This window comes from Alicyclobacillus sacchari (genome assembly GCF_004366795.1).
Taxonomy (GTDB): domain Bacteria; phylum Bacillota; class Bacilli; order Alicyclobacillales; family Alicyclobacillaceae; genus Alicyclobacillus; species Alicyclobacillus sacchari.
Window position 1 is genome coordinate 26,429 of the sequence record NZ_SORF01000012.1, and the last position, 22,418, is coordinate 48,846.

At 54.8% G+C, this 22,418-nt stretch carries 20 protein-coding genes and 2 riboswitches; of the genes, 12 read left to right on the forward strand and 8 right to left on the reverse strand.

The window, feature by feature from the left end:
• Positions 1 to 95: 95 nt before the first annotated feature.
• The 4 genes from C7445_RS11440 to C7445_RS11455 all read left to right on the forward strand — a co-directional run bounded on the left by C7445_RS11440 (position 96) and on the right by C7445_RS11455 (position 3,770).
• Complete coding sequence (locus tag C7445_RS11440; RefSeq protein WP_208320910.1) at positions 96 to 2,075, forward strand: TOMM precursor leader peptide-binding protein; 1,980 nt, start codon at positions 96 to 98, stop codon at positions 2,073 to 2,075.
• A gap of 215 nt (positions 2,076 to 2,290) precedes the next feature.
• Positions 2,291 to 2,352, forward strand: a riboswitch (Fluoride riboswitch).
• A gap of 71 nt (positions 2,353 to 2,423) precedes the next feature.
• The gene (locus C7445_RS11445) at positions 2,424 to 2,834 is read left to right on the forward strand and encodes a fluoride efflux transporter FluC (RefSeq protein WP_134160476.1); all 411 of its coding nucleotides are present in this window, start codon (positions 2,424 to 2,426) and stop codon (positions 2,832 to 2,834) included.
• Positions 2,831 to 3,190: a fluoride efflux transporter FluC gene (locus C7445_RS11450; RefSeq protein ID WP_243835158.1), complete on the forward strand. Its 360-nt coding sequence runs from the start codon at positions 2,831 to 2,833 to the stop codon at positions 3,188 to 3,190. Before C7445_RS11445 ends, C7445_RS11450 begins: the two co-directional genes overlap by 4 nt.
• A gap of 76 nt (positions 3,191 to 3,266) precedes the next feature.
• Positions 3,267 to 3,770 (forward strand): MntP/YtaF family protein, encoded by a 504-nt coding sequence (locus C7445_RS11455; protein ID WP_134160480.1) that lies wholly within the window; start codon positions 3,267 to 3,269, stop codon positions 3,768 to 3,770.
• On the opposite strand, the gene C7445_RS11460 is transcribed toward C7445_RS11455, so the two are convergent.
• The 6 genes from C7445_RS11460 to C7445_RS11485 form a co-directional block, all read right to left on the reverse strand.
• Positions 3,687 to 4,349 carry a TerC family protein gene (locus C7445_RS11460; RefSeq protein ID WP_134160482.1) on the reverse strand — a complete coding sequence of 221 codons (663 nt, stop codon included), beginning with the start codon at positions 4,347 to 4,349 and terminating at the stop codon, positions 3,687 to 3,689. The two genes, C7445_RS11455 and C7445_RS11460, sit on opposite strands and share 84 nt — an antisense overlap.
• Before the next feature lie 58 nt (positions 4,350 to 4,407).
• A riboswitch (Fluoride riboswitch) is annotated at positions 4,408 to 4,473 on the reverse strand.
• A 25-nt stretch (positions 4,474 to 4,498) separates the two neighbouring features.
• Positions 4,499 to 4,972: a GtrA family protein gene (locus C7445_RS11465; protein WP_134160485.1), complete on the reverse strand. Its 474-nt coding sequence runs from the start codon at positions 4,970 to 4,972 to the stop codon at positions 4,499 to 4,501.
• A 98-nt stretch (positions 4,973 to 5,070) separates the two neighbouring features.
• Positions 5,071 to 6,366 (reverse strand): hypothetical protein, encoded by a 1,296-nt coding sequence (locus tag C7445_RS11470; protein WP_134160487.1) that lies wholly within the window; start codon positions 6,364 to 6,366, stop codon positions 5,071 to 5,073.
• A 59-nt stretch (positions 6,367 to 6,425) separates the two neighbouring features.
• Entirely contained in the window at positions 6,426 to 7,553 is a 1,128-nt protein-coding gene (locus C7445_RS11475) for a 5-methyltetrahydropteroyltriglutamate--homocysteine S-methyltransferase (protein ID WP_134160489.1), read from the reverse strand.
• A 159-nt stretch (positions 7,554 to 7,712) separates the two neighbouring features.
• On the reverse strand, positions 7,713 to 8,360 hold the full coding sequence (locus tag C7445_RS11480) for an HlyD family secretion protein (protein ID WP_134160491.1): 648 nt from the start codon (positions 8,358 to 8,360) through the stop codon (positions 7,713 to 7,715).
• Entirely contained in the window at positions 8,357 to 10,018 is a 1,662-nt protein-coding gene (locus C7445_RS11485) for an MFS transporter (RefSeq protein ID WP_134160493.1), read from the reverse strand. Before C7445_RS11485 ends, C7445_RS11480 begins: the two co-directional genes overlap by 4 nt.
• Before the next feature lie 175 nt (positions 10,019 to 10,193).
• Between C7445_RS11485 and C7445_RS11490 the strand changes: the two genes are divergently transcribed.
• From C7445_RS11490 to C7445_RS14665, 3 genes are all read left to right on the forward strand, one after another.
• A complete protein-coding gene (locus C7445_RS11490; protein ID WP_134160495.1) occupies positions 10,194 to 11,108 on the forward strand; it encodes a LysR family transcriptional regulator in 915 nt (304 codons plus the stop codon).
• Between the two features lie 201 nt (positions 11,109 to 11,309).
• Positions 11,310 to 12,935 (forward strand): S53 family peptidase, encoded by a 1,626-nt coding sequence (locus C7445_RS11495; protein ID WP_243835159.1) that lies wholly within the window; start codon positions 11,310 to 11,312, stop codon positions 12,933 to 12,935.
• Between the two features lie 75 nt (positions 12,936 to 13,010).
• Positions 13,011 to 13,184, forward strand: a complete 174-nt coding sequence (locus C7445_RS14665) for a hypothetical protein (protein ID WP_166669122.1) — start codon at positions 13,011 to 13,013, stop codon at positions 13,182 to 13,184.
• A gap of 264 nt (positions 13,185 to 13,448) precedes the next feature.
• Here the strand turns inward: C7445_RS14665 and C7445_RS11500 are convergent, their stop codons facing one another.
• Positions 13,449 to 14,045, reverse strand: coding sequence for a polysaccharide deacetylase family protein (locus C7445_RS11500; RefSeq protein WP_166669123.1), 597 nt, complete (start codon positions 14,043 to 14,045; stop codon positions 13,449 to 13,451).
• A 133-nt stretch (positions 14,046 to 14,178) separates the two neighbouring features.
• Here C7445_RS11500 and C7445_RS11505 point away from each other — a divergent pair, with 133 nt between their 5' ends.
• Positions 14,179 to 16,314 carry a beta propeller repeat protein gene (locus C7445_RS11505; RefSeq protein ID WP_134160497.1) on the forward strand — a complete coding sequence of 712 codons (2,136 nt, stop codon included), beginning with the start codon at positions 14,179 to 14,181 and terminating at the stop codon, positions 16,312 to 16,314.
• Here C7445_RS11505 and C7445_RS11510 read toward each other — a convergent pair.
• Positions 16,307 to 17,533, reverse strand: coding sequence for an MFS transporter (locus tag C7445_RS11510; protein WP_134160499.1), 1,227 nt, complete (start codon positions 17,531 to 17,533; stop codon positions 16,307 to 16,309). The two genes, C7445_RS11505 and C7445_RS11510, sit on opposite strands and share 8 nt — an antisense overlap.
• A gap of 160 nt (positions 17,534 to 17,693) precedes the next feature.
• Between C7445_RS11510 and C7445_RS11515 the strand changes: the two genes are divergently transcribed.
• The 4 genes from C7445_RS11515 to C7445_RS11530 all read left to right on the forward strand — a co-directional run bounded on the left by C7445_RS11515 (position 17,694) and on the right by C7445_RS11530 (position 22,371).
• On the forward strand, positions 17,694 to 18,842 hold the full coding sequence (locus C7445_RS11515) for a glycosyl hydrolase family 18 protein (RefSeq protein ID WP_134160501.1): 1,149 nt from the start codon (positions 17,694 to 17,696) through the stop codon (positions 18,840 to 18,842).
• A 379-nt stretch (positions 18,843 to 19,221) separates the two neighbouring features.
• Positions 19,222 to 20,301, forward strand: coding sequence for a sugar ABC transporter substrate-binding protein (locus C7445_RS11520; protein WP_134160503.1), 1,080 nt, complete (start codon positions 19,222 to 19,224; stop codon positions 20,299 to 20,301).
• A gap of 77 nt (positions 20,302 to 20,378) precedes the next feature.
• Positions 20,379 to 21,164 carry an ATP-binding cassette domain-containing protein gene (locus C7445_RS11525; protein ID WP_134160505.1) on the forward strand — a complete coding sequence of 262 codons (786 nt, stop codon included), beginning with the start codon at positions 20,379 to 20,381 and terminating at the stop codon, positions 21,162 to 21,164.
• A gap of 1 nt (position 21,165) precedes the next feature.
• Complete coding sequence (locus C7445_RS11530; protein WP_134160507.1) at positions 21,166 to 22,371, forward strand: sugar ABC transporter permease; 1,206 nt, start codon at positions 21,166 to 21,168, stop codon at positions 22,369 to 22,371.
• Positions 22,372 to 22,418 lie beyond the last annotated feature (47 nt).

Sequence of the window (22,418 nt, forward strand, 5' to 3'; positions counted from 1 at the left end):
GGGAACCTTGTGATGCTTAACGGCATACAGTGCATCCTGACGTATCGAGATGGGTTTCTGATGGTCGATGGCAGGATGGTATGAGGGAGAATAGCATGACTATTGTAGTATTTCACAACAGATCGGTATTAGGTCGGCAGTTGATTGCGAGTTGGCAGCAAAAATATGACCGAGCTAGCGAAAACCCTATGATTGACAGTTGCTCGCTCGATGAATTGGAGCAGATTGACGCTCAACTTGTCATCCTTGCGTCGGATGTGCTCTCGGAATTTGAACAATCCGTGTTGGACAAGTGCAGGCTGTTACAACTCCGTGTATTGCCTGTCCTTGGTCGCGGCATGACGGTTTTCGTTGGTCCTCTCGAAGCCCCTGGGACCAAAGGATGTGCGACCTGCTTACAATTGCGTTGGGAAAGCAGTTTTGAGCGCAGTGTTCTTCGTCAGTTCTTTGGCCAACAAGGTGGCAGCACTACACACGAGCAACTAGCCGAGCCTTTCGAGATGTCCGCGGACGCGGTTGAGCGGGTAGGCGACATGGTTGCGAAAGAGATACAGTCCATCCTGCAGCCTCGGAGTGTACCCAACTCGAAAGGCAAGGTTGGTATCTGTAGCGACGATGACGTCGAGTGGGTGCCCATTCTTCCGAGCCACGATTGCTCTCGTTGCGGACTTGTGCCAGATGACGATCCCACGCTCGCGCACATGAATTTCACGCCATGTGCGGTTGCGGACGCAGAGTCGCTGCGGGTTCGGAGGATCGACTTTGAACAACTGAAGCGGATGTTCTTCCATCCAGAAGTGGGGTATATTTCTGTTGTCAATGAACATTGGGACGACATGGCGTTCGCGCAGGCCGCGGCGTTCATATATACGCCTTCCGGTGCGGAGATTGCCGGTTATGGTGCTGGTCCAACACTCACCGCCGCAAAGCAATCTGCTATGCTCGAAGCGCTTGAGCGCAGTTGTGGATTTCAAGCGATCAATCGCAAGCCTGTTGTCTTTGGCAGCTACAAGGAGCTTGCTGAAGCCGCCATTCATCCGTCGCATTTTGGACTACATCGTTACGAATTGCTGTCATCAGCTTATTCGTTTATAGAGCCTTTCGACGAGAATACAAAGTATTCGTGGGTATGGGCATATTCGACGAAGAAGGCAAAACCCGTCCTCATTCCGGAACAAATCGCTTATTATGGGCCAACTGCCGATCACAAGCGATTCGTCACAGAGTCGTCGAATGGCTGCGCAATCGGAGGAACCCTGGAAGAGGCGGTCCTGTACGGGATCTTTGAAGTCCTTGAGCGGGACGGCTTCCTGAACATGTGGTACGCGAAACTGCCGGTTCCCGAGCTGACACTTGTCGCTGGTTGTCCTACGAGAACGGCAAATCTGCTCCGAATCTTGGATGGCATCGACTACGAGGTGCGCCTGTTTCAGTTGTCACCCGATCTCGACATACCTGTCGTTTGTGCGGTCGCTATCCATCGACTGAATCATTACCCGAAAGTGGTGAGCGGAACGGCGTGTCACCTAAATCCAGATGAAGCCGTTTACAATGCGCTTCGTGAGCTGACGGTACAAGTATGTAATCTCCGGCGATCGCCGGAGGCGAGGCGTGAACAAATCGTGAAGATGCTTGAGGATCCGACCAAGATCAAAGATATCCTTGATCACAATGCTGTGGCAGCTTTGCCCGCAGCATATCCGCGTTGGACGTTTCTATTAGAACGAAAAGAGCAACGACGTATCCAGTCCGTCGAACAAACGTACCTACATGCATCCGGCCATGACCAACATGCTTCAAGAGACATGCAATCCATCCTCGAGTCTCTTCTTTGCGATTTACATGCACGAGGGTTTGATGTTGTTGTGGTTCAACAAACGAGTCCGGAAGTGTCCTCGGCAGGCCTCTGTGCTGTCAAAGTTCTCATTCCAGGCATGACCCCAGTGACATGGGGATATGGCCTGCAAAGAGTCAGGGGGCTGTCGAGATTGTTCGAGTTGCCCTATCGCCTGGGCTATGCGAATCGCATATTGACAGAAGGCGATTTGAATCCGGATTGCCATCCGTTTTCGTAGTGTTCATGTCGGTCGGGCTTTTCCATATTGTCCTGAGGAACGATTCAATATCGTTTATGACTGACGAAGAAGACAATCGTCTTCGCAAAATGTACGCAACTGCATAGGATATATCAACACCGCACAAACAAAATGGTCTCTGCATGTCGAGTGTGGCGAGATCGGGGTGCCATTAAAATCCTGGCAAACTCGACCGTTCCCCAGTATAATGAGCCTAGTCAAGTGGTGATGGGGCTCACCAAAACCGCCCGCGAGGGCTGATGGCTCCTGCAACCTGCCGATTGCACTGCAATTGGCAGGTTTGCAGGGGCCTTTTTTGCGTGCGGGGAAAATGGGGAGGAGATTCACATGCAGGAGTGGAAGCGAATTGCCGCCATCTCGCTAGGCGGGGCCATCGGCGGTCTGTTGCGTGCGCTTGTCAGTTTGGCTGTTGGGAGCTGGGGTAAGTTTCCCATCGACTATTCCCTGATCAACATCGTGGGTTCCTTTCTGCTAGGTGTGATTCAACAAACAGCTCTCCGACGCACGTGGCCGGACTGGCTGATTGCCGGCCTGGGTACAGGTGTCATGGGCGGATTCACGACATTCTCCACCTTTGTCGAAGGAACGATGCACCTGTTTGTGGATGTTCCAATCCTTGGTTTCGTTTACATCCTGGCCAGTGGACTCGGCGGCCCGGTTGCAGCCTGGTCTGGACAGTGGTTGATTGTCGCATGGAGCCAACGGTTCGAGCGTTCGGCCGAGGAGGTGTCGGCGTGATCGGCACAACGATTTGGCTGACCACCGGAGGTTCGGCCATCGGAGCTCTTGCCCGTTACGGTGTGGGGAGGTTCGTGGGGCGCTGCAATCGATCCGCCTTTCCATGGGGTACCTGGCTGATCAATGGGTTTGGCACTGCGTTATTCGGCATCTTTGCAATCGCATTTGCGCAGAACGCGCCTTCTTTGTTTCTATTGTTAGGGGCGGGTTTTTGTGGAGGTTTTACAACGTTTTCCGCACTTTCGCTTGAAACGGCTACGCTATTTCGTGCAAACCGCCTGCTGTCCCTTGCGTATCTGGTCAGTTCGCTCGGGATAGGCCTAGTCGTAGCCTGGCTTGTGCAACTTTGGCTGTAGCCCGCCTGGTCGCCTGTCCATCGCGATCGCATGACTCTCACCATAGTTTAACTATGTGAGAAATGGAGGGGCAGCGATGCAATGGGGGATTTGGCTGGCGAGCGCTTTGATTGGAGCAGGCTCCAACGCGGAGATAGCATTTGGGTGGCCACGGCGCAACTGGGTGGACATGGTGTTGGCCGTGATGTCTGCTGGCTGTCTCTGGTTTGGTGGCGTGAGCGCACTGCGAGCCGGCCAGCCCTTGCCCTCCGCTCTCGCGCATAGGATTGGAATCGGCATGTTGTTTGTCATGGGAGGCTGGACGATTGGGCATCGTTTGTTAGCATCGACATCACGCGAACAACATGCGGAAGAAGATGGCCTCTTTGGCGGTCGCATGGCCTTATGGCTGGCGCAATGTCTAGCCAGTTTTTGTATAGGCCTCGGGGCCGGATTGAGCCATCTCCATATCGTTGCGACCACCGTCTTCGCGGCGTTATCCGGAATGTGTATCGTATCACGCTCGCGGTTTACCTTTACCCGCAATCGCCCGCAACAACAACCCAATTCCAAAAATGACGAGCGTGACGATACACTGTAACGTCGTTGGCGGTATATCGTCCAAGCTGTCGATCATGCTTTTGACGGTAGGCAATTCGACGACGATCGAGGCGGCAGCCCAAGCCATCATGACGGCGCCAAGGGGAAGGATCCATACTTGGCGCTCCGCTTGCTTGGCTAGATAAAGCGACGCGGCGACGAACACGGGGATACTTGCCAAGGACCATGCGATCAGCCACAAGCGATTGCCCTGCAACGTGGATCCCAACCAAATGATGTTATCCAAGTTTCCTATAAACGTTAAGAGAAAGAGGCGGCAGATAGGCCAGATGTACAGGCTTGGCGAACGCCCGGGGTCGTCATGTGTATCCGAAGCGAGCAGCCGCAGAGCCATCCATGCGAGAAGTAGTGATGAGAGAATTTGAAACCCCAGATGGTGCAGCAACCTATCGACGCTGGCGGCGGCCATGATTTGGGCCATAGCGAGCAGGCAACCTACGGCCACAATCACTCGCTTTCTTACGCGATTCAGGGAGGCTGGCATCAGAATCCCTGCGAGTAAGGCGTTGTCGACAGCTGTCATGATGACCACGAGCAAGATTTTGAACAAAGGCGCCATGATGTTTCTCCCGTCCCAATTGATTGACAAGCAAGAAGCCCCTACCCACGTGCGCAAACACGGGGCAGGGGCTATCAGTCCACGCAGGTGGACGGTTCTGGTGAGCTCCATCACCAACGTATTGTGGTACTAGCTTATGCACCGAAGGTTCAATCATTCCTTGTCGATTTCACAGGTAACGGACGATGGCGCCGGAACACAAACATGTGCATAAGGAAATAGGAAAGAGACGATGAAATAAACATCGCGCCTCCCTTTGCCATATTGCTGCTCACAATATACGGAAGGTTGCGGTGCGTGACCAGATAGTCGTTGGCAAACACCAGAATGCCATCATTCATGCCGATATTCAGTAAGGACTGTAAGATGAACTTCAGCTTTTCCCGAAACGTCCCCTTTGCAACATCGGCGAACGTCCAAAAGCGGTTCCAGATATAACTGTTTACAATCGCGGCCACAACGCCAATGGTATTGTAGACAGTGAGCCACCATGAAGAGCGCGTCGGAAAGAAGATTAGCAGGATGTTCAAAGCGCCGAGATCGACAGCCGCGTTCATCAAGCCGACAAGCAGAAATTTGCAGTAGCGCCGTACATAGCGGCGAAGAACACGCAGTTTGTGCACAGACTCTGACCCCTATCATCCGCGACGTTCGCGGTCTGTCTGTGTACAGTATATATGGATTGCACGTCGTCGGCATGTTGGTTTGTAAAGGTAAACGCTCACATATTTGTTTGTGGCAATTTGCCGATGCACGCCAGACCAAAGGCGCCGTGAGACCAAAGCACGTGTTCCACTTGTCGGGCCATATCGTCCTCACATTCGACAACGACCACAATTTCGGTCGGCAACGTCTGTGCACGGCGTTTTCGGCGGTTTTGTACCCACTTGATCAGAAGGCCAATCGCAAAGCCGCCGGCGAAACCACCCAGCCCCCACACGACGGGTCCGAGCGGCAGTATGAAGCCATAGACGGTGCCAAGGAAACACCCCAACGCGGCAGCGAGCGATGCCAAGTCAAAATATGCCCGTTGGTCTGAATGATTTGCCGTGTCGGCGCTCGGTCCATTGGAACGGCGGACCAGCGGGACGGCCAACACAGACTCGGGACCCAGATTGAGCTGTTGCAGCTTGGACAGAGCCGCTTCAAGTTGCAGGGAATGATCAAACGAAGCGACAAATCGCATAGGCCTCGTATCACCTTTTCTGTGAAGTGGAAACGACCAATTGCGCTGGTAGTGCGAAGTGAGAAACACGGCTTGTTCGCGATCAAAAAGCTTGTTTCGTTCCACCGTGATCACGTATGCATAGTACGCTGGGAAGCTGAACATCGAGGGTATAAAGAGTGTCCACTCAGGGTTGAGAATTTGCATGGCCATCTGTTGTTGTCCGCTCGTCAAATAGGCAATGCTGGTCAGAACGTGCGACTTGACGATGATGGTTGTCCACCAGCTAATCTCAAAAAACGCTGTCAGGACGCGGTGGGTGTAAATGGCACCAACGCCAGGAGCCAAAAGTGACCACAGCCAGCCGACGACCGGATTTTTCTTGGACAAGTAGTTCCACTCGATTTGCCGAATGGACATGGCAAGCGGGGGGGCGGCACCTTGTCCGATGTCCGTAAGAAGGTTGCCGTCCCGGGCAATCAGATAGCTGTGATGCATCGCAAACACGAAAATGGGGCCATATGTGAACAGCAGAAAGCCGATTTGTTCATGACTTAACACCTGTTTGGCGGCGGTGAAGTGTCCCGTGAACGTCTCGAGAATTGCGACGTTGAAGTGTGTTTCGACGTTCACAGCCACTTCCCAGCCAAACAGGATCCACCCAAGCAGGTATTGGCCGAGTAACAGGTGCCCAAACCCCGGCATGAACCAAGACCATGCGATGGCCACCCAGGGTTTGGTGCGATGAATGAGGTTGAGGTGTAATGGCCCAAGAAAGGCAATGCGTCTGCGTCCGAGATCGTGTGCAAGCATGCCTACAGGATACTGCATATGAGGAAAATTTATGTACAACGCGCAACCATCACAAGTTGAACAGTTGCGCGCTAGCGTCCATGTAGTTGGCGTTGTCTTTAACCCCAAACTTCGCGCGAAATCTCGACCACATGCGCAAGCTTTGTCCACTGCTCGTCTTCGGTGAGCAAGTTGCCCTCCTCTGTGGAAGCGAAGCCGCATTGTGGGCTCAGGCACAATTGTTCCAGCGGGACAAACTTCGTCGCTTCTTCGATCCGCCGTTTGACCTCGTCTTTGTTCTCCAGTTGGCCCGTTTTGCTCGTGATCAGGCCGAGCACGATTTGCAACGATTTGCGATTGACAAAACGGAGCGGTTCGAAACCACCGGCGCGATCACTGTCGTACTCAAGGAAGAAGCCGTCGATGTCGAGACGTTGGAACAGCGTTTCCGCCACCGGTTCATAGCCGCCGGAGGAAATCCAGGTGGAGCGGAAATTGCCGCGGCAAATATGCATCGTGATCGCCAAGTCGGATGGCCGGCCCTGAACTGCAGCGTTGATCGTCTCTGCGTATTTGTCCTCCAGGCGCTTCGGATCCCAGCCCTTGGCGACGATTTGTGCCCGTTGCTCCTCGGAACACAGATATGCCCACGCGGTGTCGTCGAGCTGTAGATAGCGACAACCGGCGTCGTAGAAGCTTTGGATCGCCTGCTTGTAGGCGAGGCCGAGATCCGTGAAAAATTGGTCTTCGTCCGGATATGCGTTGGGATCGATCTCGCCGCGAAAATGGAGCATGCTCGGGCTCGGGATCGTCATTTTGGCAGGGTGGTCGCCGGCGACGGAGCGCAAAAAGCGGAAGTGATCCAGCATAGGATGCTGGCTAAAGCCAAGCTTGCCGACGACGCGAATGGCGCGCGGGCGAGTGGTGACTTGGTGAAACTGAATGCCGCCCGCTTGCGGTTCATATCCTTGCACGCCATCCAGGTGTTCCAGAAAGTCGAAATGCCACCAGGAACGGCGCAGCTCGCCATCCGTCACGGCGGCCAGCCCAACTTCCTTTTGCTTGGCCACCAGGCGAGTGATTTCTTCATCCTCAATCGCGCGCAGCGCCGCTTCGTCGATCTCGCCCTGCAAGCGCTTTTGACGCGCCTCTTTTACGCGCTCCGGGCGCAACAGGCTGCCGACCTGATCGGCGCGGAAAGGTGGGCGTTCACGCCCTGGCAGATTCGTTCCTTGCACATTCATCATCCTTTAATTGGACCCAGCTTGTCCGGTTGTGATGGCGGAGCGTTTGCCGAAAGGCCTTGACTCCACTATGAGCATCGTATCACAAACAATGCGAAAAGGGCCGCCCAGCCTTGTGTGCGAAGCGACCTCGGTAACGGTTATAGGGTTGTTGACATCCGATCAGCGGTGGATGCGTACACGCACGTCCATGCCTGGTGCGAGGCCTTGCGTGCCCGACTGCAATTGTATTTCCACCGGAATCACCTGCGTTACTTTCGTATAGTCCGCGTCGGTATTCGAAGATGGCAACGGCGATAGGGTGGATGCGGTGGTGTACCCGATTTGTTTCACGACGCCGTTGTACGTCGTTCCTGGGTATGCGTCCACATAGACATCGACATTTTGGCCAACCTCGACATGCCGGATGTCTGTCTCCTTGATGTTAGCGACCACATACAAATCGTTTAAATTGTAAGCATACGCAAGGGGTTCACCAGCGGAGACGTATTCGTTTTGAACGGCCAAGTTATCGACAATCGTCGACGAACTTGGATCCGGAATGTTCATGTCGACTTCGCCTTTACCGGAGGGCACAGCCAACGTGCCGACAGTGGATCCGGTGCTGAATGCGGAGCCGACACTACCGTGCCATGCGGTGAGTTGTCCTGCAGCAGGCGCGGCGATCACGATTTGTTGCCCACTCACTTGGGCGTCGTCCGTTTTGATATAGGTTGAGGACTGGTTGTAGAAATAGTAGCAAACAAAACCTGCAATCACGAGAACAAGTAAGATGACAACTTGTAGAACGACCATTCGTCTCATGTTCATGCGTGTGTACTCCCTTCATTTGAAATGGCAGCGTGATGCAATACCGGTGCCGGCAGAGATTCTCCTAGGTGTTGCGGTGCGGTCAGCGGCTTCTGCCGTTGCACAAGTGCACGGCCTTTACCTGTTATGGCCATCCCGATGGATGAGAGCAGCATCAGGCAGCCGACGATGAACAGGATGATGAAAAGACCGTGCAGCGCGCTGAGCAGCGATGCCTGCTGCGCGTTGGACAACACGAAAGCAACCGCAAGTTGTTGTGCCTGCGCTTCAGGTGTGCCGTTTGCCATCAGGTGTTGCGCGATGGATATCAACTGCGCATTGACGAGCGGATCCGCAAGACTGATGTGTGAACGCAGTTGTTCATATTGGATCGTGCTTTCCTTGGTCAGGAACCACGCGGCAAACGGGGCGATGAACGCGCCAAGCAGGTTGCGGTGAAAGTGCAGAAACCCGGAACGCCAACGCGCCTCGTGAATATCGCCTGCGAGCGCCGTACCCAGTGCCCCAGCGATCAGAACGAGACCAATGCACGTCGCCGCAGATGCAAACTCAAAACCAAGGACGCCGTAGGACACGTGACCCGATGCGGCGTGCCATTTCCAGGCGATTAACAGGACCACCAAGGAACCGGCGATGCCGAGGGTGCCAGCGCCGGCGAGATCGTACAACAACACCGCGAGCAAGGCGACGATCACGACGCCGCAGACAAACCAGATGGAAAAATGAACGATGTCTGCGAAGGAAGCACCTTTGATGGCGCGCAAAAACTCGATGCCGCCGATCAGGGCAAGAATCAGGCCGATATGACTCATGACCGCCATCAAGAAGCCAAAAATCTGCTTTGGCATGCGCACTGCTCGATAGTGGACGAGCGGGGCCGCTGTGTGCAGCTCGATGAACACAAACAACGCGAACAGCACCGCTGCGAGAAGGAAGAACGGCCACACCCAAAGCGATCCGATGCCCATGCTCTTGAGATGAATGAGCGGGAACAAGGCCACTAGGATGGTTGCAGCAAGCACGATGGCCCCCCAGATATCAAACGGTTGATGATGTTCATGCACGTGTTCGCGCGGCAGGGCAATGAGGCCTACGACGAAACAGAAAATCGGAGCAATACCGCACAGCACGAACAGCCAGCGCCATGCGTCCCAACTGATGGTCAGTGCCCCAAAGAATGTGCCGAACGCGGAAGCCCCGAATAGGCCGCCAATGGCGAGCAATAGGAACCAATTGCGAATGGCGTTCGGGAACGACGTCAGGCTTACCGGCAAAATGGTTAAAAACAGTGAACCGGCACTCAATCCCTGCAGCAGTCGGCCTATGACCAGCGCCGGCATCGTGGGCGAAACGGCGGCGACGATGCTGCCAAGCAAGAACATGAGCACCAGTGACAAATAGGTATGGCGCAGACCGAATTTCCTCGTCAGCACGGGACCGATTGGAACGCACGCGGCAAACGCCAAATTGGACAAGGTCGATGGAATGGTCAGCGCATTGGTGCCAGAGGCAAATGTATTTTGGATGAGACCTTGGTTGAAAATAAACGATACGTTGAGTACATACTGCGGGCCGAAGGCGAACATGGTCAGTGAACAAATCGCCACAAGACGCCAACCATGAATGCCGCCGGGACCGCTTGCTGGGGAATGGTTCATGCCAAACCTCCTCTCGATCAAATCAAATTGTTACCATCGAAAAAGTGGGAAATAGCGGTGCGGATCAGGTGTCAGATGCAGAGTTTATTGTATACCCTCTCTTATATAGAGTAAAATACATGGTGGACTATTGATTCATAGATTTAAGTACATGACATGGATCAGAGGGATTTTGATGGAACTTTTGCAATTGGAGTATTTTCAAACGGTCGCTCGCCTACAGCACATGACAAAAGCGGCTGAAGAACTGCAAATTGCACAACCATCTCTCAGTAAGACAATTTCCCGGCTTGAGGAGGACTTGGGCGTTCCATTGTTTGATCGAACCGGCCGGCAAATTCGCTTAAACGCGTATGGTGAGGCGTTTTTGGCACGAGTGCAACGTGCATTCGTGGAACTGAACGAGGGCAAACGTGAAATTCGCGATCTCGCTCGGCTCAACGAAGACATTGTAACCCTTGCTGTCTCGACGCCAAGAATCCTGCCGGGTCTGCTTGGTGCATTTCTTGCCAGTCATCCAGACGTCCGTTTTCGCCAGTTTTTTGAATCGGCGTCGGAGATGAAGCGGCAGATTGAGCATGGTGAAGTTGACTTTTGCATTTCATCCGCATACATCGACGGAATCGACATAGAGTGGAAACCATTATTCACGGAAGAGATCTTTTTGATTGTTCCGCCCAATCATCCATTGTCTGCACGTGATTCCATCTATCTTGAGGAAGTCAGGGATGAGCCCTTTATCAGCATGAACGCCGGTTACGAGTTTCGCAGCCTAACGGACCGGCTGTGTCGCGAGGCTGGGTTTGTTCCGAAAATACATTTTGCTGGCGACGAACCGGACGTGATCGCCGGGCTTGTCCAACAGGGGCTCGGTATTGCGTTCGTCCCGGCGCTCACTTGGCTGGAGCGGCCGCAACGCTCCTCTCATCGGTTGCGCATCAAAGAGCCTGCGTGTCAGCGACAGTTGGGAATGGCTTGGTCAGAGCGACGCTACTTCTCAGCAGCAGCCAAACGTTTTCATGGATTCGTGTTTGCGTATTTCCGGAACGTGGCTGAACGGCTTGCCCAGGCGTTAGGTGAACCTTTGTGATCATGGATTTAGCCACGATTCAAAACGTGTAGTCTCAACTTTACAGCATAGACTCGGAACCCAAATCCAGCCCCACCAGAGTCGGCCGGCAACGCCAATGATGGCTTTGGTATCCGCATTTTGTTCCTATCGTACAGTCCAATCTCGCCCCTATACTTCGTTGTATAGAAGTTAACATAAGATTTGGGGGCGGGGGGCTGTATGCAAATTCCGGTGCGGGTACTTTCGGCTGTTGCGGCATGTTTGCTCACCAGCGGGCTGCCACTTGGTGCGATGGCAGCGATCTCGCCGATGAGCAAGCGCGTTGTTGTGGCCGGCGCGGAGCCAGAGGCGACACGCGGCGCGATGGATGTGGGGCAACTCGCCGCCAATGCGCCAATGCATGTCGCGGTTGGTTTAAAGTTGCGAAACCAAGCGGCTTTAGAGCAGTTGATTGCCAATTTATATAACCCATCATCCTCACAGTTTGGCCATTACGTAACGCCGGGACAATTCCAACAGGAGTTCGCACCCACCGCGTACGAGGTGGAGGCTGTTCGCGACTACTTGCGTCAGTACGGATTGCAGGTGCAACCTGCGGCCGGCAACAACATGGTGCTAGACGTAAAAGGAACGGCTACACAGATGGAACGGGCCTTTGCGGTGCATGAACACAAGTATCAGGAGGGAAGCCGCGACTTTTTTGCATCTTCGCAAGCTGCGACGTTGCCAGCCCCAATTGCCGGATATGTGTCTGGCGTCGTCGGACTTGATGAGGAGCCCATGACGGGGCACCTGACTGTGACCAAGCGGTCGGCCGCGGCATCAGGAGGCTACACGCCGGCACAGATTCAAAGCGCGTACGATTACAAGCGGCTCTATTCGTCGTGGGCCGGGCGAGGACAAACGATTGCCATCGTGACCTCGGGGTCTGTCAACGAGTCGGACGTCGATGCGTTTGACAGCGCCTTTGGGTTGCCAAACCCAATCATTCGCCAGCGCGTGATCGACGGTACAAGCACAGCGCCGAACGACGAAACGACGCTTGATTGCGAGTGGTCGCATGCGATCGCACCTACGGCTTCGCTCGCGGTGTATGAAGCCGCGACACCCGACGCGGCCGCGTTCATCGATGCGTTCGACCAGGTTGCAACCGACGATGGGGCCCACGTCGTGACGACGAGTTGGGGGGCACCCGAGTCCCAGACACCGAGTTCCACCATCGATGCGGAGCACAATATATTTGAAGAGATGGCTGCACAAGGACAGAGTGTGTTTGCGGCGGCGGGAGACAGCGGAAGCGGTGACGGACTTGCGGGTACCCATGTCGATTATCCATCATCTGATCCATATGTGACGGCGTGCGGTGGCACGACTCTGGATATCAACAGCAATGGTGTCCGAGTCAGTGAGACCGCCTGGACGGATGGCGGCGGTGGACAAAGTGACCTGTTTGGACAGCCCTCATGGCAGTATGGCCCAGGTGTACCATCGACAGGTGCACGGCAAACAGCTGATATTGCACTCAATGCGAACCCGGCGACGGGGTATGATTTTTACTATGAAGGCTCCTGGGAAATCGCAGGAGGTACCAGCTTTGTCGCTCCAGAAATGGCTGCGACGTTTGCCCTGATCGATCAGTCTCGTGCTCTCAAAGGCAAATCACCAGTGGGTCTTGCGGATGTCGGCATCTATGCCATGGCGCGTAATGCGTCGTACAGAAATCTTGCCTATCACGATATCACATCCGGCAACAATGGCGCATACACGGCGGGGGTTGGGTATGATAACCCAACAGGCTGGGGATCTATCGACGCGTACTACTTTGTTCATGGCCTAAATGGCTGAGGTATTACCGCTTCAAGCTGATTTTGAGTTAATCTGCATAGTATCGTATCAAAATCAGGCAGGGAGGCGAGGTTCGTGAGTTTGCATAAACATTGGGAAGTAGAATCCATTTGCCCGCGCTGTGAGAAGGTCAACATCGTTCAGGTGCCAGAGGGCGAACACGTGGTACGCGTGCATTGCACACACTGTGAACACGGCTATGATTATACTCATATTGTCAAAGAGTTTACCGAAGTAGAAGATGACTAAGATACGCCAATTGCCGTGAAGACGGAAAGACAGGCGGCGGATGCACGACAATTGGACGGTGTTCAGGCAAACGCCCTGGGGATGATCGACGCTCCCCGGGGCTTTTTGTGGTTGCCATTCCCAGATCAGAGCCGCCCCGTCCGAACGTTTCGAGATGATAGAGGGATTCCCTTCTTTGCGTACAGGATCGGCGGCTTCCACCCTGTGACGCATCGTGAAAACGTATCCCCTATTTGTTGGCCAGGCCGGTGAAAGGGCCTTGATTTATTTGAATGATAGCGGTGCCCAATCGTAGCCCATGGCTACCGCCACTTCGATGATGTACGGCAGGGCGGCAGGTGTGCCTTGTGCGTGGCCGCCTGCATGTTGGAGGATGATGGCGCCGGGCTTTAGGTGCGCAAGCACATTCGCTGCAACGGTGGGCCCAGGAATGCCAGACCAGTCGACCGAGTCGATGTCCCATAGAACAGGTTCATAACCTAGTTCCCGGGCGATCCGCTTGACGCGATCGTCCATATCTCCGTATGGTGGGCGGAACAAGTGTGGTCGTTTGCCAATTGCGGCTTCGATTTGATTGGCCGCATCGGTCAGCTGCTTGCGGATTTCGCCGTCTGACAACTCGGTCAGATGTGGATGCGTCATGGTGTGGTTGCCAATCGTATGCCCAGCGGCGTCGATGGCTCGCAGCACGCCGGGGTAGCGCGCCACTTGTTCACCAATGCAGAAAAAGACGGCGGGCACACCATAATGTCGGAGTGTTTCGAGAATCTGAGGTGTATACTCACCGTCCGGCCCGTCGTCGAACGTGATGATCAGGTGGCCAACCCGGGCAGGTGTTTGTTCGCGGGTATTGTTGTTCATGTACTCGTTCCTCCCTGAAGGATGGTCGCGTCGCCCTTCCGGCAAATGCTGTTTTTTCATTCCTCGCTGTCACATGGGGGCTGCTCGCTCCGTCCACTGAAATGACAACACGGTAGAGTGAGGAGAATGACAAATGATGAGACGGACATGGATGTGGGCTCTTGCCGTAGCTGCTACCATCGCCTTGACTGGTGGGTGTGATACACGTACTGACGGCACTGCCACGGCCATGGCGAGCGTCGTTTCCACCAAGCATACCGCGCAAACCGCAAAACAGGAAGCGGTTTCAACAACGGACCACGATAATCTTGTATTTTCGGGCAGCCCGGATGTCACAAGTACGTCTGCAACTTCCGTTGCAGTACCTGTGTTTACAGGGGGCGGTGTCGGTTACGCGGCCGTCAATGGGCAAATCATCATGACGAAAAACGGTGGATCGACATGGGCAAGGGTCGGCACCGTCGACGGGCAGGTGCAGTCCTTGGCATTTGCGAATGCTGGCGACGGTGTTGCACTCACGCGCACCGTGGTGCCGATCGCGCCAGCGAACGACGGACGCCAGCGTGTGATCGACGCCATCTATCGCACAACCGATGGCGGTCGGCAGTGGATACGCACATGGACGGCCACACGGGTGACGGTACAGTCTATGTTTCCCCAGGGATGCCAAGTCGCGCTGTTTGACCAAAACGGCTATGCCCTGATCGATGGGGTGCTCTTGCACACGGCGGACGGCGGAGCGACCTGGAGGCAAGTCACGGTTCCTGGTCAGCCGATCGACTTGAGTGCGCCGCGTGCGGATCAGTTGTGGCTGTCGATCACGACGAAACCTGCATCGGCAGATGGCGATATCAGCAAAGGCGAGATCGAACTGCTCCACTCAATTGATGGCGGGGCGCACTGGACTGTCGCAGTGCGGACAGCACCAATGCGCGTTTGGGAGGCTGTTGTGCAATTGAATCCGAGCACGGCAACCCAAGGGGTGTTTCTCGTCAAAGATCTCGACTCGTGGACAACCACCGCGTATTGGACGACGGATGGAGGTAAGGTGTGGAAGGACGATCAGCCAAATGCGTACATGGGGCGCATCCTGCAATCGGATCCCACGTTTACAAAGGCTGCTGGTGGCGTTGCCCTTGTGGCCCTGGAGCCAGGAGCAGCGCCGTTCCCTGGTGGATTAACAGCGTTCAACACGCACACGGGCGCCATTTCGCAAGTGGTACAACTTCCTGACTGGCGCGAGGCGACGCTGACGAGCGGCCCGGATAATGCCGTGTTCGCGGCTGTATCCTTGACCAACGGCGGCATGGATCTGTATCGCAGCGCCGACGGCGGTAAGACGTGGCATGTGGTGTATCCAGCCGGCGAGCCCAACGTCGCTGTGCAATTTGTGACTCCCAAGGATGGTGTGGGCATCGGATCGGATGATCTCGCTGGTTATATCTATACGACCGCTGATGGCGGTCACACCTGGCATACCGTTCGCATGATGAACGGTATGTTTCCGACTGCGATTGCGTACGCCAATGCCGACACTGTTTATGTGGCCGCGGTGGAGCTACCGAATCATGGGAGCGAGCAAGGGCAATTGCATATCTTGGTCAGCCATGACGGCGGCAAGACGTGGACAGATTTGGGTCGTGGACAATTACCGCCAAGCGCTTCTGCACAACTCACCGTCGCGAACGTGCAAACGGCCCTTGCTGCCTCAGGAGACCGCTTTGCGTTGACGCTTGTGACCGCATATCCATCGGTGTCGCTGCAATCGACAAACGGCATCGCGTGGAAGCAGGTCAGTTCGCTGAGCAGCCCGCTTGGGATTGCCGCCGCTGCCTACGAGAGTCCGCTTGATTTATGGACCTCTTCGGTTGGGCAGTTGCGGCGGCCGACCAAATCGCAGCCTGGGATCTATCAGACGACACTTACTCTGACGGCGGGATCGCAGATCGAACGGCGTGTATTGCTGCCGCAGGGGTATGCCGCACTCGGGATGGACTGGTTGGGGGAGCACGGCTGGGTATTGGCGGCGAGATCGCCATTTGACGTGAATCAGGGGATGGCGATGTTTGTCACGGACAATGGCGGCCGGACGTGGAGCCATTGGCAAACGCGAAGTGGGGATAGATCCGTACCACAGCCGCTCAATGAGTACCCGTCCGGGGCCGTTTATGATTTGTCGTTTGTCAACGCCGCGGACGGGTACTTGCTCACAGCGAACGGGTTGCTCGCGACCGCTGACGGCGGTCATACGTGGCAGTATGTCAATTGATTGCGTTGTGGCGATTCTGCGATGGCATGAGGGACTTGGGTGCGACTGCGAGAAAGCCCAGGATACCAATGAGAAGCAGGATGCTTGCAGCAGCACACACACCCGCCCAGTGCCAACGGTCAAAGACAAACGATCCAACGAACGACCCGAGCGCACCGCCAAGAAAGTACGTAACCATGTAAACCGTATTTAAACGGCTGCGTGCCGCTTCTGATAGACCGTAAATGCGCGCTTGATTCGAGACCTGTGTCGCCTGGACACCGAGATCCATCACGACGGCGCCAACAATCAGGCCTATGAGATGTTGGCGGAACAGCCAAAGAATGAGGAATGACAGCAATGTCACGCATGTGGCTAAGCGGGACGCGTATGGAGCGGGAATGCGTGACGTGATGGATCCGGCGGCGGGGGCAATCATGGCGCCAGCCACACCTGCAAGGCCAAGCAAACCTGCCACATCGGCCCCCAGGTGAAATGGTGGACCAGCTAGATAGAGCGAAAGTACCGTCCAGAATACGCTGAAGGCGGCGAAGGACATTGCACCAAGCAGCGAAGCGTCGCGTAAATCGGGCAGCTGCCGGATGAGCGTGAACAGAGATCGCAACAGTTGACCATAGGGCGTTTCTGCTTCAGAAGGCAACGCTGGCAGCAGCCATTGTAGAATGATCGCGAGCAATATCATGATGGCGGCTGCGATGAAATACATGGCTCGCCAGCCAAGTTGCGATCCGACGAAACCAGATAACGTCCGTGCCAGCAGGATGCCAATGAGCAGACCGCTCATGACGGTACCGACCACTTTCCCACGTTCCGCTGGCGCCGCTAGGTGTGCCGCAAACGGCACAATCATCTGGGGTACGACGGTCGTAACGCCTACCGCGAGACTCGCTGTGTACAGCCACCCTATATTCTGTGTTGCAGCGAGGAATACGAGTGCGCAGGCCGCCGCGATCGACATGCGAACGATGAGGCGCCGTCGCTCGTGGCTGTCGCCGAGCGGGACAAACAGGAACAAACCGCACGCGTAACCCACCTGTGTCAGCGTGGCGGCAACTCCCACTCTCCACGACGCGGTATGAAACGACATGCGCATATCGTTGAGAAGGGGCTGACCGTAATATAAATTTGCAACGGCCAGGCCTGCGGCGATGGACATGACAAGGATCAAACGCTTTGAAAGCACGGGTTTGCTCAGCGCAGCTGTTGATTCTGGTTGCATTAGGCGACTCCCCTCCAACTCGTAAACCTCAATATTCACGACAGACTTCATCATACATGGGAAACGGATGGATTCAAAAAAGATATGGGCGTCTGCCCAGCCCACATGTGCCTGCAAGGAATAGGCTGATGTCGAGGAATGAGAACAGGAGGCCTGTACCGTGTTGATTCACGTCGTGGAACGGGGTGACACCCTTTGGCAGCTCGCGCGCATGTATGGCGTTGCACCACAAACGATCGTTACACTCAATGGAATTTCCAATCCTGATCGACTCGTTGTCGGTCAGTCTCTCGTCATCCCAACGAATGCAGGAAGCAGTACTTCTTCAGTAAGGCGCAGTTTGGAAGCGAATGCGTATTTCGTTCAGTCCGGCGCAGCTGCGGTACAACAAGTATCAACCTTGGCACCGGCGCTGACGTATTTGTCACCGTTCAGTTATCAGGCGCAGACTGACGGCTCCATCTCGATGCAACTAGACGATACGAGCCTCATCGAAGCAGCGCGATCGCAAGGTGTTGCACCACTTCTCGTCTTGACGAACTGGCACGGCAACATGTTCAGCTCTGACGTCGCACACACCATTCTCACCTCGGAAGTGCTGCAAAACACCCTCATTGAGAACGTGTTGCAAATCATGGGGACGAAGGGCTACCGGGGATTGAATATCGACTTTGAGTACGTGTATCCGCAGGATCGGACGTTATACAACCAATTTTTGCAGATGGTGGTTGACCGAATGCATCGCGAAGGACTTTTCGTGTCGAGTGCCCTGGCACCCAAAACATCCGCTGCACAACAGGGGCTATTATACGAAGCGCATGATTACCCGGTGCATGGACGTCTGTGTGACTTCGTCGTGCTGATGACATACGAGTGGGGGTGGATTGGCGGCCCGCCGATGGCGGTATCCCCGATTGATCAAATTCGGCAAGTGCTCAATTACGCGATCACGGCAATCCCACCGGCGAAAATTCTGATGGGCGTTTCGGTGTACGGGTATGATTGGAGACTTCCCTACGTCAGCGGATCGCGCGCGGAGACGTTGACCCCCATGCAAGCGGTCGAACGGGCGGCTGCCCACAACGTTTCAATTTTGTACGATGCAAACGCGCAAGCACCCTATTATATGTACACCGCACCAGACCAAACACAGCACATCGTATGGTTTGAGGACCCACGCAGTTTTCAAGCCAAACTCGACTTGGTTGGTGAATACAACTTGAGGGGCATCAGCTTCTGGTCGTACCCGACCGACTTCCCTCAGGTTCCCGCACTGTTGGGCAACCGCTTCAAGGTCGTCAAGCGTTGACCACGTTGTCTATATCATCTTGGAAAAGCCCGATCCCATGCCTTGGAACGGGCTTTTTCGGTGTGTGGAAAAGAATGTGGCAAGAGGTGTGAGCGGTTGGGGCGATTCAAGTGCATAAAGGAGAACCGTTTTAGCATACAACATGATTGCTTATCAAATGGATGCTCTTAGTTTTTCTTGTTGACAAACAATCAGGCGTTTGGTAAGCATATCTCAAGACCTCATAGATTCGACAACTTAGTGAATTTTCCGGACGGGAGGGAGAAGTCGGTTGCGGCGACGCATGGTGACGTGAGCCGCGGTTTTCTCGAGGGCTACAGGAAAGCGCTTTCTCAAATATTCATGGGCAGTTCTGAATCTGATGAGGGGGATATCGAGAATGGGGAAGAAAACGTGGAGTATTCGCGCAAGCATTGCCAGCGCCGTTTTGGCGGCCAGCAGCTGCGGAGTCGGGATCGCTTTGTCGACGTCGGCGCAAGCGGCGAGCAGTGCTGCACCGAAAGTAAAAATTGCATTTTTGATGCCAGAAACGGCAAGCTCACCGCGTTGGGAGTACGACGATAGACCCGACTTCATCGCGGAAATGAAAAAGCTAGACCCAAACGCACAGATCATCTACAACAATGCCCAAGGGTCTGAATCGACACAGTTGCAACAAGTCGAAAGCGCTATCACAAACGGTGCGCAATTGCTTGTTGTAGCGCCGGTTAACGGCTATGCGGCATCGACCATCGTTACGGAAGCAAGTCGTGCGAAGATTCCGGTCATTTCGTACGATCGCCTGATTATGAACGCGAATGTGCAATATTATGTGTCGTTCAACAACGTTGAAGTTGGACGTCTGCAGGGCGAGTACATCGCGCAGCACACGAAGAAGGGCGGCACGGTTGTCATGCTGGATGGTGCGCCGACAGACCCAAACGCCAAGCAGTTTGCACAGGGAGCTCACCAAGTGCTCGACCCGTTGTTTAAGTCAGGCAAGCTTAAGCTCGGTTACGAGCAATACACCCAAAATTGGGATTCGGCAACCGCACAGACCGAAATGGAACAAGCTTTGACCAAGTTGAACAACAAGGTAAACGGCGTCTTGGCGGCGAACGACAACCTCGCGGGCGCGGCGATTCAGGCTCTCACCCAACAGCATATTAAGGGGATACCCGTGACTGGCCAGGACGCGACGGACGCGGGCCTGCATCGCATCTATTACGAAGGTACCCAGTCAATGACAGTTTACAAACCGATTAAGGAGGAGGCGCAGGCCGCAGCTGATCTTGCTTACGACATCCTTACGGGCAAGAAGCCAACTGGCCTCGTGAACGGATCGACCTCGAATGGGGCTGCGAAGATTCCGTCCGTTCTGTTGACGCCGATCATGGTGACGAAAGCGAATGTGGCGAGCACGGTCATCAAGGATGGCTATACCACGTGGGCCCATATTAAAAATCCAGCACAGCAGTAAGGATAGTGTCTAATCGCAGGGACTTGGGGAGCGAGGGCTCCCCGGTCGTCCTGGTGAGATGAAGTGAGGGATGATTTGTGACCGAGCTGGGTCAGACGAGCAAACACGTTCTCGAGGTGCGTGGGTTGCGCAAGCGATTTGGCGCTGTCCAAGCTCTGGACGGCGTGACGTTTTCCGTCGCGGCTGGAGAAATCGTCGCCCTAGTTGGTGACAACGGGGCCGGAAAGTCGACAACCATCAAGATGATTGCAGGCGTTGAGCAACCCGACGAAGGCGATATTGTATTTGAGGGTGAATCCGTGCGCCTGAGCAGCCCGGCTATTGCGGAGAAGCTGGGCATTCAGACTGTTTACCAGGATTTGGCACTTTGTGACAACCTAGACATTGTGTCTAATCTCTTTCTCGGCCGGGAACTGCGCCGCACGATCATACCGGGGGTGGTGCGCGTCTTAGATCGGAATGAGATGGAGCGTCGAGCCATGCCGGTTCTCAACGAATTGGGCATTCGGCTGCCGCCACTCGATACGCAAGTGGCTTCGCTCTCAGGCGGGCAGCGGCAGACGGTCGCCGTCGCCAGATCCGTCCTCTGGGGCTCCAAGCTGGTTATGCTAGACGAACCGACGGCTGCTCTTGGCGTCGTTCAGCAGCGCGCGGTTTTGGAGTTAATCCAGCGCCTCGCGCAGAGTGGAAAGGCTGTGCTGGTCATCTCCCACAACATGAACGACGTGTTTAAAATTGCGGATCGGATCGTCGTGTTGCGCTTGGGTCGGACAGTTGCTGCGTTTGAGCGTGGAAACGTGACGCCTGAGCAGGTGGTTGCCGCCATCACAGGCGCATCGGCAGTAGAGGAGGTCACTTCCTGATATGACGGCAAACATCGGTCAGGCTGGAAATCCACAGGCAACAGCTGCGCGTGAACGATCCCTGATGAGCCGCCTGCTCGGCGGTGAATTTCAGCAGTTGCCTGTATTCCTATCGCTAGTTCTTATTTGGATTGTTTTTGAAATCCTAAATCCTCAGTTTATAACTAGCCGTAACCTTTCCAACCTTGTTCTTCAAATGGCGGAATACGGACTATTGGCTATTGGTGAAACACTGATCTTGTTGCTTGGCGAGATCGATTTGTCGATCGCGGCGGTCAGCGCGGTCGGTGGTGCTATCCTCGCCGAGCTGGCCGCAAACAACGTCAATCCGTACTTGGCTATTCTCGCCGGGGCTGCGAGCGGTGCCATCATCGGTCTCTTTCAAGGGTTTTGGGTGACGATTTTGCGTGTGCCTTCTTTTATCGTGACCTTGGCAGGATCACTTGGTTATCTGGGACTGCTATTTGTGTTGATTGGACAGGAAGGCACGGTTCCCATCATGAGCAACACCATCAATGCCATTGCAGGCAACTACTTGCCCGCTTGGTTGAGTTGGCTGTTCGTTGTGATTTCGATCGCTCTTGTCGCATGGAGCGTTTGGCGAAATAAAGCGGCCAGGCGAAGTATGGGGTTGCCTGTAAAGTCGTCGTCGACGATGTGGGTTCGCGTGATGGCCAGCGTGATCGTCATGATTTTGGTGACGGTGGTTCTCAACGCATACCAAGGGGTCCCCATTGCCGGCTTGATTTTAATCGTTTTCGTCGCAGGCTTCGCTTGGATGTCACAGAGTACGACGTTTGGCAGGCATATTTACGCCTTAGGTGGCAATGAAGAAGCCGCGCGGCGAGCTGGTATTAACGTGAAGGGCGTGAAAATCGCCGTTTTTACATTGGCTGGTTTGCTGGCAGCAGTGGGCGGTATCGTCGGTGCATCGCGCTTGGGGGCCGCATCGACAGCGGCCGGAGGTAGCGATTTGCTGATGGACTCCATCGCTGCAGCGGTCATCGGCGGCACCAGTTTGTTTGGTGGTCGCGGAAGCATTTGGAATGCGCTGGCTGGCGCCTTGGTCATCGGCAGCATAGAAAACGGTATGGCGCTGTTGGATGCAGGTACGAGTACGAAATATCTTGTGGAAGGCGCCATCCTGTTGTTGGCTGTCACATTTGATACCTTTACGCGGATGCGGAGGCAGAAACTCGGAAGATGATAGTCGGGTAACAGACTGTGGCCAGCTCTTTGTGGGTTGGCCACATG

What these genes read in the sequence shown, in the direction of transcription:
- C7445_RS11510 (WP_134160499.1), bottom strand. Translation starts at nt 17,533, where the DNA reads ATGCAACCAGAATCAACAGCTGCGCTGAGCAAACCCGTGCTTTCAAAG.
- C7445_RS11455 (WP_134160480.1), top strand. Translation starts at nt 3,267, where the DNA reads ATGCAATGGGGGATTTGGCTGGCGAGCGCTTTGATTGGAGCAGGCTCC.
- C7445_RS11530 (WP_134160507.1), top strand. Translation starts at nt 21,166, where the DNA reads ATGACGGCAAACATCGGTCAGGCTGGAAATCCACAGGCAACAGCTGCG.
- C7445_RS11505 (WP_134160497.1), top strand. Translation starts at nt 14,179, where the DNA reads ATGATGAGACGGACATGGATGTGGGCTCTTGCCGTAGCTGCTACCATC.
- C7445_RS11440 (WP_208320910.1), top strand. Translation starts at nt 96, where the DNA reads ATGACTATTGTAGTATTTCACAACAGATCGGTATTAGGTCGGCAGTTG.
- C7445_RS11460 (WP_134160482.1), bottom strand. Translation starts at nt 4,349, where the DNA reads ATGGCGCCTTTGTTCAAAATCTTGCTCGTGGTCATCATGACAGCTGTC.
- C7445_RS11480 (WP_134160491.1), bottom strand. Translation starts at nt 8,360, where the DNA reads ATGAACATGAGACGAATGGTCGTTCTACAAGTTGTCATCTTACTTGTT.
- C7445_RS11520 (WP_134160503.1), top strand. Translation starts at nt 19,222, where the DNA reads ATGGGGAAGAAAACGTGGAGTATTCGCGCAAGCATTGCCAGCGCCGTT.
- C7445_RS11445 (WP_134160476.1), top strand. Translation starts at nt 2,424, where the DNA reads ATGCAGGAGTGGAAGCGAATTGCCGCCATCTCGCTAGGCGGGGCCATC.
- C7445_RS11500 (WP_166669123.1), bottom strand. Translation starts at nt 14,045, where the DNA reads ATGAACAACAATACCCGCGAACAAACACCTGCCCGGGTTGGCCACCTG.
- C7445_RS11485 (WP_134160493.1), bottom strand. Translation starts at nt 10,018, where the DNA reads ATGAACCATTCCCCAGCAAGCGGTCCCGGCGGCATTCATGGTTGGCGT.
- C7445_RS11495 (WP_243835159.1), top strand. Translation starts at nt 11,310, where the DNA reads ATGCAAATTCCGGTGCGGGTACTTTCGGCTGTTGCGGCATGTTTGCTC.
- C7445_RS11475 (WP_134160489.1), bottom strand. Translation starts at nt 7,553, where the DNA reads ATGATGAATGTGCAAGGAACGAATCTGCCAGGGCGTGAACGCCCACCT.
- C7445_RS11490 (WP_134160495.1), top strand. Translation starts at nt 10,194, where the DNA reads ATGGAACTTTTGCAATTGGAGTATTTTCAAACGGTCGCTCGCCTACAG.